Genomic DNA, 7,413 nt, shown 5'->3' on the forward strand with positions numbered 1-7,413 from the left:
GTGCCCGACCGGCGCCTGAGGCATCCCGGGCCTAGCCACCTTTCGTTCGCGACTGCGGGGCTCGCAAACCCGGCTCACTCCTCGCGCTCACCTAGCCACCTTTCGTTCGCGGCTGCGGGGCTCGCAAACCCGGCTCACTCCTCGCGCTCACCTAGCCACCTCGCCGTACGCGGCGTGCAGCAGCTCGTCGTCCGGACCCTCCAGGATCGCCGGCCGGGCCAGCCCGTCGAGCACCACGAAGCGCAGCCGGCTGCCCCGGGCCTTCTTGTCGACCCGCATGGTGGCCAGCAGCCGGGGCCAGGCGTCGGCCGGGTAGCTGGTGGGCAGGCCGAGCGCGGTCACCACGTCGCGGTGCCGGCGGGCACTGGCGGCGTCCAGCCGACCGGCCAGGCGGGCCAGCTCGGCGGCGTACACCAGACCGACCGAGACCGCGTGGCCGTGCCGCCAGCGGTACCCCTCGACCTTCTCGATCGCGTGGGCGAGGGTGTGCCCGTAGTTCAGCACCTCCCGGACCCCCGACTCGCGCAGGTCGCCGGCGACCACGTCGGCCTTCACCCGGATCGCCCGCTCGATCAGCTCCCGGGCGACCGGCCCGGTCGGGTCGGTCGCCGCCGCCGGATCCCGCTCGACCAGGTCGAGGATGACCGGATCGGCGATGAACCCGCACTTGACCACCTCGGCCAGCCCGGCGGCCAGGTCGACCGGAGGCAGGCTGTCCAGCGTGCTGAGGTCGGCCAGCACCCCGACCGGCGGATGGAAGGCACCGACGAGGTTCTTGCCGGCCGCGGTGTTGATCCCGGTCTTGCCGCCCACCGCCGCGTCGACCATGCCCAACAGGGAGGTGGCCACCGGTACCCAGCGCACCCCGCGCAGCCAGCAGGCGGCCACGAACCCGGCCAGGTCGGTCACCGCGCCCCCGCCCAGCCCGACCACCGCGTCGGTGCGGGTGAACCCGGCCTCGCCGAGCCGGTCCCAGCACTGCGCCGCCACGTCGACGTGTTTGCCGGCCTCCGCGTCGGGCACCTCGATCGGCAGCGGCGCCATGCCGGCCGCGCTCAGCCGGACGCCGATAGCGTCGGCCAGCTCCTTCAGCGGCGCGGCGTGCAGCACCGCCACCCGGGTGGCCTCCGGCAGCAGGCCGGGCAGCGCGTCGAGCAGGTCACGCCCGACCAGCACGTCGTACGGCCGCTCGCCGCCGACCGGGATCCGGGTCACCTCGTTCATGGGCGGGACCTAACCCTCCTTGCGCAGCAGCTGCGCGATCTCGGCGGCGATCTCCTCCGGCGTCCGTCCGTCGGTGACCACGGTGACGGTGGCCACCTCGGCGTAGAGCGGGCGACGCTGGTCCATCAGGTACTTGAGGGTGGCCCGGGGGTTGATCGCCAGCAGCGGCCGGCCGGCCCCGAGACCGACCCGCTTCACCGCGTCGGCCAGTTCCACGGAGAGGTGCACCACCCGGTGCCCGGCCAGCGCGGCGCGGCTCTCCTCGGCCAGCACCGCGCCGCCGCCGAGGGCGAGCACCCCCGAGTGGGAGGCCAGCGCCGCGGCCACCGCCGCCCGTTCGAGGGTACGGAAGTGAGCCTCCCCCTCGTCGACGAAGATCTCCGGGATCGGCTTGCCGGCGAGCTGCTCGATGTCGGTGTCGGTGTCGCGGAACTCGACGCCGAGCGTGGCCGCCAGGGTCTGCCCGACGACGGTCTTGCCCGAGCCGGGCGCACCGACCAGGACACAGACCGGGCGGGCGGAACCGGTCACCGGATCACCAGCGCGTCGAGGTAGCCGGCCAGGTTACGCCGCATCTCGGCGACCGAGTCACCGCCGAACTTCTCCACCGCCGCCTCGGCCAGCACCAGCGCGACCATCGCCTCGGCGACCACCGCGGCGGCGGGCACCGCGCAGACGTCGGAGCGCTGGTTGATCGCGGTGGCCGGCTCGCCGGTGGTGACGTCCACCGTGGCCAGGGCCCGGTTCAGCGAGGAGATCGGCTTCATCGCGGCCTTCACCCGCAGCGGCTCACCGGTGGTGATGCCCCCCTCCAGGCCACCGGCCCGGTCGGTGACCCGGCGTACGCCGGTGGCGGTCGGCATGATCTCGTCGTGCGCCTCGGAGCCCCGGGACCGGGCCTGCTGCCAGCCGTCGCCGATCTCCACGCCCTTGATCGCCTGGATCGACATCAGCGCGGTGGCCAGCCGGGCGTCGAGCTTGCGGTCCCACTGCACGTGGCTGCCCAGACCGGGCGGGACGCCGTACGCCAGCACCTCGACCACGCCACCGAGGGTGTCGGCGGCCTTCTTCGCGGCGTCGACCTCGGCGACCATCCGGGCGCTGGCCTCCGGGTCGAGGCAGCGCAGCGGGTCGGCGTCGATGCGCTCGGCGTCCTCCGGGCGGGGGCGCAGCCCCGGCTTGACCGCGACCGGCCCCAGCTCGACCACATGCGAGACGATCTCGACGCCGAGCGCCTGGCGGAGCAGCGCCTTGGCCACCGTGCCGACGGCCACCCGGGCGGCGGTCTCCCGCGCGCTGGCCCGCTCCAGGATCGGCCGGGCGTCGGTGTGGCCGTACTTCTGCATGCCGGCCAGGTCGGCGTGGCCCGGCCGGGGGCGGGTGAGCGGGGCGTTGCGGGCCTGGCTGGCCAGCTCGTCCGGGTCGACCGGGTCGGCGGCCATCACGGTGCGCCACTTGGGCCACTCGGAGTTGCCGACCCGGATGGCGACCGGGCTGCCCAGCGTCGCGCCGTGCCGCAGGCCGCCGATGACCTCGACCTCGTCCTGCTCGAAGGACATCCGGGCGCCCCGGCCGTAGCCCAGCCGGCGACGGGCCAACTCCCCGGTGATCTCGGTGGAGGTGACCTCGACCCCGGCGGGCACCCCCTCCAGCAACGCGACGAGGGCGGGTCCGTGCGATTCCCCTGCGGTCAACCAGCGCAACACAGCGGCCAGTCTGTCACGCCCGGTGTCCGCCGCCCCGCACCGCCCGCCGCGTCCCGCCCTGCGGACACGGCCGAGCACACGACCGGGGTAACCGCTACGGCTTCCTGACCGCAATGATCGACTTGGTGAGTCCCATCAGGCGCTCGTTGCGGATGCTCGCGTCCGGGAAGAGGTACCGCAGCTCCGCGCGGCCGATCAGTTCGGTGGTCAGGACCTGCCGCATCGCCGCCTCGTAGGACTTGCCCGGCGTGTACGCGAGCGGCCACCTCCGGGCGACCACCACGCGCGCCGGCACCGGCAGGAACTGCATACCGGGCGCCACCCAGTGCGGTTCGATCGGGAAGTACCGGTAGGGCGTCTGAACCCAGTACGCGGGTGCCAACTCGCGGATCGCCACCGCCATCCGCCGGCGGCGTTCGTGCCCACCGACATGCTCCAGCACGCTGTTGCTGAACACCAGGTCGTACCGCCGGCTCAGGATCTTCGCCGGCAGCTCGCAGGCGTCGGCGTGGTCGGCTTCGGCCCAGTCGGGCAGCTCCGACGGCAGCGGCTCAAGGTTGACGACGTGCACGCGTGCCGGGCGGACCGGAAGGCCGGCCCAGCTCCCGACCCGCCCACCGAGGTCGAGCACGCTCATCTCGGCCAGATCCGGGAACGTGTTCGACAGCCAGGCCGCGCGCCGGGCCCGCCGCTTGGCACCGTACGAGGTGGGCGAGTCGACGAGGCGGAACCTGAGCGAGTGAAGTGCCATCGAGGGGTGACCCTTCGCTGGGGGTTGATGAGTCCGCTGCGAAGCGGGAGCGGCCCGGTCAGATGCCCCGGCCCCGCTTGTGCAGGGTGCGCAGCACCGCGTCGGCCCGCACCACCCGCCCGGCCACCGCCAGGGCCAGGTACGCCCGGGGCTCGCGCGGGTTGCGGCGGATGGTCCGCCGGGCCCAGCGCACCGCACCCCTCCGGTCGCCGGAGGCGGCCCGCGCGAAGGCGATCTGCCCGGCGACCCGCGCCTCCCCCGCCGGCTGGGTGCCGAACTCGGGATAGCGGTCCAGCAGCCACTGCAACGCCTCGGCGATGGTGTCCCACCGCTCGGCGAAGTACGACCGTCGGTGCCAGCGCACCAGCACGTACGGGGTGCGCAGGTTGACCAGCGGGGCGCTGCGGGCGGCCCGGAGCAGGAACTCGTAGTCCTCGGCGTAGCTGCCCGGGATCTCCTCGTCGACCAGTCCGAAGCCGGCGCGCAGCGCCGCCGCCCGGATCAGGAAGGTCGACGGGTGCAGTTCGGTCATCCGGTCCCGCAGCAGGTCGGCCAGGCTGATCGAGTCGCGCTCCAGCACCCGCTCGACGGTGTGCCCGTCGTAGCTGACCCGGATGCCGCAGCTGACGAACTCGGCGCCGGGCACCGCGGCCAGGGCGTCGACCTGGGCGGCCAGCTTGCCGGGCAGCCATTCGTCGTCGTCGTCGCAGAAGGCCACCAGGTCGCCGGTGGCGGCCAGGGTGCCCGAGTTGCGGGCGCCGGCCAGGCCCGGGGTGCGGGTGTTGGTCACCACCCGGACCGGTCTTCCGGGGCGGGAGAGCTGGCCGAGCGACGGGTCCGGGTCGGACTGGTCGTACACCACGACCGCCTCGACCTGCCCGGGGTAGTCCTGCGCGACGACGGCGCGTACCGCGGCCCGCAGCAGCTCCGGGCGGTCCCGGGTGGGCAGCACGGCGCTCACCCTCGGGTACGCGGTCACGGGTTCCGCCCCTCGTTCGGGCCCTGGCCGCGCCACGGCGGCCACCAGGGTCGGTGGCGCCGCTGCGCGGCGGCGGCGACCAGCTCCTCGACGATCACTCCGACCCGGCGCACCGCGGCCCGCTGCCCGTCGGTCGCCTCGGTGTCCACGGTCACGGTGAACCGTGACCGGTCGGCCAGGCCGGCGGCGAGCGCGGCCAGCAGGTCCTGCCGGGATTCGCAGAGCGCGACCAGGCCGGCCGCGCCGAGCCGGCGGGCGAACAGTTGCTGGTGGTCGTCGACGTGCTCGCCCCGGGTCGGGTCGCGGGGCACCACGATCGGCAGGTGTCCGTGCCGGCGGGCCTCCAGGATCGTGGCCGGGCCGCCGTGGCAGACCACCAGGTCGGCCTGGGCCATCGCCGCCTGCAGTTCGGCGTGGCCGAGGAACGGCACCGCGTCGGGCAGGCCGGCGGCCCGGGTGTGTCCGTGCTGGACGGTCAGCACGACCTCGCCGGCCACCTCGGGGTACCAGGCCCGCAGCCAGGCGACCAGCCGGTCGAAGGGATGTTTGTCGGTGCCGACGGCGACCAGCAGGTGAGCCGGCCTGTCGGGGTGCGCGCCCCGCTGCGCCGGCACCCGCGCCGCCGCCTCGGGCCGGGCGGCGCGGGAACGCACCGACGCGGTCCGGGGCCGGTCCCCGCTCAAAGCAGGGTCCCGACGACGGTGGCCTCCGGGTACTGGCGGCGCTGTTCCTCCCACTGGACGAGCATCGCCGACAGGAACGGGCGGCACAGCCGGGCGGTCAGCGTGGGGGTGTCGATCCGGTCGTAGACCTCGATGTACACGGTCGGGATGTGCCGCAGCCGGGCGAGCACGACGAACGGTAACGCCACGCCCGCTCCGGTGGTGACCACCGCGGCGACCCGCCGCCGGCGCAGCACCCGGGCGGCCAGCACCGCGTTGCGCAGCAGGTTGGGCAGGTGTCGGGTGGTCGGGTGGTACGCCGGGACGACGTCCTCGCCGGCGAGCAGCGACAGCGCCTCGGGTGTGTCGAAGGTGACCCAGCACCGCCGCCAGGTCTGGTACCAGGGTCGCAGGGCCAGCAGCTGGGCCAGGTGCCCACCGCTGGATCCGACCAGCAGCAGCACCGGCTGATCCCCGGATTCCCTGATCTTCGCGCCCACGCGACTCCTTACACGTTCGCTTGGATTTAGTCGGCGCCACGGAGCGGCAGACCATATGCCTTCCGGCCAGCGAAGACTACGGTCGGCTGATGATACGCTCCCGGTCCGTGATCGGCAGGGCAGGCCGCGCGGCCACCACCCCAGCCATTACCGCCAGGAGTTGTCTCATCACCGTCCGGCGTGGGCGGTGGGTCGGGGCCCCCGTCAGCCGCGGTGTCGTTCCTCGATGACGTCCAACAGCGCGGGATGCAGCGTCCGGTTCCAGCCGGCACCGGCGTCGGCCAGGCGCGACGTCCGCAGCCACATCTCCACCAGGTACGCGTCGGCCACCAACCCCCACCGCCGGGCGTCCAGGCCCAATCCGTTGCCGTGGCGGGCCAGCCACGCCACGACCTCGGCCACCGCCGCGGCGACCGGCGCGCCGCGCAGCACCACGGCACGTTGGAAGGCATCGTGGGCCAGATCGAACCCGACGGGCACGTCCGGTCCGCTGTGCTCCCAGTCCCAGGCGACCAGGCCACCGGCGTACCGGCCGAGGTTCCACGGCACCCAGTCCCCGTGCCAGTGCCCGAACTCGACGGCGGTGTCGCCGTGCCGGCGAGCCAACTCGGCGACGGCCGCCACCGCACGGGTACCGGCGACGTCCCCGGTGGCCGCCCGCCGCGCCTCGGCCGTCAACCGGGCCAGGAACGGCGAGCCGGTCAGCGGCCGGGGCTCGGCCGGTGGGCCGCCCCGACGGGCCACGGCAAGCAGCGCCGCGAGGTCGGGCGGCGCGTCGGCCGGCACCCCGCGGACCCGCGCCGGCAGCGGCTCGATCACCGCGACCACCTGCCCCGTCCAGACGAACTCGGTGAGCAGCCGGGGCGCGCCGGGATGCCCGGCCGCGCCGGCCACCCGGGACAGTTCACGCAGGACCGCCGCCTCACCGGTCACCAGTGCCCGCGTCGCGTCGTTCCAGCCGACCTTCGCGTACCCGCGCGGCGTGCCGCTGCCGTCGAACAGTTGCAGCGTCGGCTTGTGGTTCGGATCGGGCGGGCGCACCCCGCAGGCCGCGTGGGTCGGCGTACCGCCGAGCACGGCGGACACCCGGTCGGCGAGCAGCAGCTCGGCGGGATCGAGCCCGGTGGGCACGGCGACGGTCAGGACGGGAAATGGTGCCCGGGCGACGACGCCGGCCCGGGCCGCCAGGCCGAGCACGGCCCGCACGGCCCGCACCTTGACCGGCCGCAACGCGTTGTACGCCAGCAGCGCCGCCGCCGTGACCCGGGGCGAGGCCAGCGGCAGCAGGAACCGCGCCCGGGCGACCGACGGGACGACCGCGTAGCGGGCCGCGACGGTGTGCCCGGCCGGCGGTCCGGCGTCCACGGCCAGCGCGACGCGCTCGTCACCGAAGACCGCCCGGGTGACCCACCCCAGCCCGTCGCCACGGGTGCGGGGGTCGGCCGGCCAGCTCATGACGGCACTCCGCTTCGCTCCGTGCCGCCATGAGGCACCACCGCACTGAGCTGACGATTCGCTCGCTGACGCTCGCTCATGACGGCACTCCGCTTCGCTCCGTGCCGCCATGAGGCAACAACCGGATGGAGCTGAC

Annotated in this window: 8 protein-coding genes; all 8 read right to left on the reverse strand. The window is 74.6% G+C overall.

What is annotated here, in order from left to right; all coding sequences use genetic code 11:
* Positions 1 to 147: 147 nt before the first annotated feature.
* The 8 genes from aroB to AB0M52_RS27455 all read right to left on the reverse strand — a co-directional run bounded on the left by aroB (position 148) and on the right by AB0M52_RS27455 (position 7,277).
* The gene (aroB, locus tag AB0M52_RS27420; RefSeq protein WP_363959425.1) at positions 148 to 1,224 is read right to left on the reverse strand and encodes a 3-dehydroquinate synthase; all 1,077 of its coding nucleotides are present in this window, start codon (positions 1,222 to 1,224) and stop codon (positions 148 to 150) included.
* A 9-nt stretch (positions 1,225 to 1,233) separates the two neighbouring features.
* Positions 1,234 to 1,755: a shikimate kinase gene (locus AB0M52_RS27425; RefSeq protein ID WP_363959427.1), complete on the reverse strand. Its 522-nt coding sequence runs from the start codon at positions 1,753 to 1,755 to the stop codon at positions 1,234 to 1,236.
* The gene (aroC, locus tag AB0M52_RS27430; protein ID WP_363959430.1) at positions 1,752 to 2,930 is read right to left on the reverse strand and encodes a chorismate synthase; all 1,179 of its coding nucleotides are present in this window, start codon (positions 2,928 to 2,930) and stop codon (positions 1,752 to 1,754) included. Before aroC ends, AB0M52_RS27425 begins: the two co-directional genes overlap by 4 nt.
* 94 nt (positions 2,931 to 3,024) lie before the next feature.
* A complete protein-coding gene (locus AB0M52_RS27435) occupies positions 3,025 to 3,681 on the reverse strand; it encodes a class I SAM-dependent methyltransferase (RefSeq protein ID WP_363959433.1) in 657 nt (218 codons plus the stop codon).
* A gap of 58 nt (positions 3,682 to 3,739) precedes the next feature.
* The gene (locus AB0M52_RS27440; protein ID WP_363959436.1) at positions 3,740 to 4,660 is read right to left on the reverse strand and encodes a glycosyltransferase family 2 protein; all 921 of its coding nucleotides are present in this window, start codon (positions 4,658 to 4,660) and stop codon (positions 3,740 to 3,742) included.
* The gene (locus AB0M52_RS27445) at positions 4,657 to 5,274 is read right to left on the reverse strand and encodes a glycosyltransferase (RefSeq protein ID WP_363959444.1); all 618 of its coding nucleotides are present in this window, start codon (positions 5,272 to 5,274) and stop codon (positions 4,657 to 4,659) included. The genes AB0M52_RS27440 and AB0M52_RS27445 overlap by 4 nt, the downstream gene beginning before the upstream one ends.
* 65 nt (positions 5,275 to 5,339) lie before the next feature.
* Positions 5,340 to 5,822: a UDP-N-acetylglucosamine--LPS N-acetylglucosamine transferase gene (locus AB0M52_RS27450; RefSeq protein WP_363959438.1), complete on the reverse strand. Its 483-nt coding sequence runs from the start codon at positions 5,820 to 5,822 to the stop codon at positions 5,340 to 5,342.
* 204 nt (positions 5,823 to 6,026) lie between these two features.
* Positions 6,027 to 7,277, reverse strand: a complete 1,251-nt coding sequence (locus AB0M52_RS27455; RefSeq protein WP_363959441.1) for a hypothetical protein — start codon at positions 7,275 to 7,277, stop codon at positions 6,027 to 6,029.
* Positions 7,278 to 7,413: the final 136 nt, after the last annotated feature.

It is taken from the genome of Micromonospora sp. NPDC051296 (assembly GCF_040682255.1).
GTDB lineage: Bacteria > Actinomycetota > Actinomycetes > Mycobacteriales > Micromonosporaceae > Micromonospora > Micromonospora craterilacus.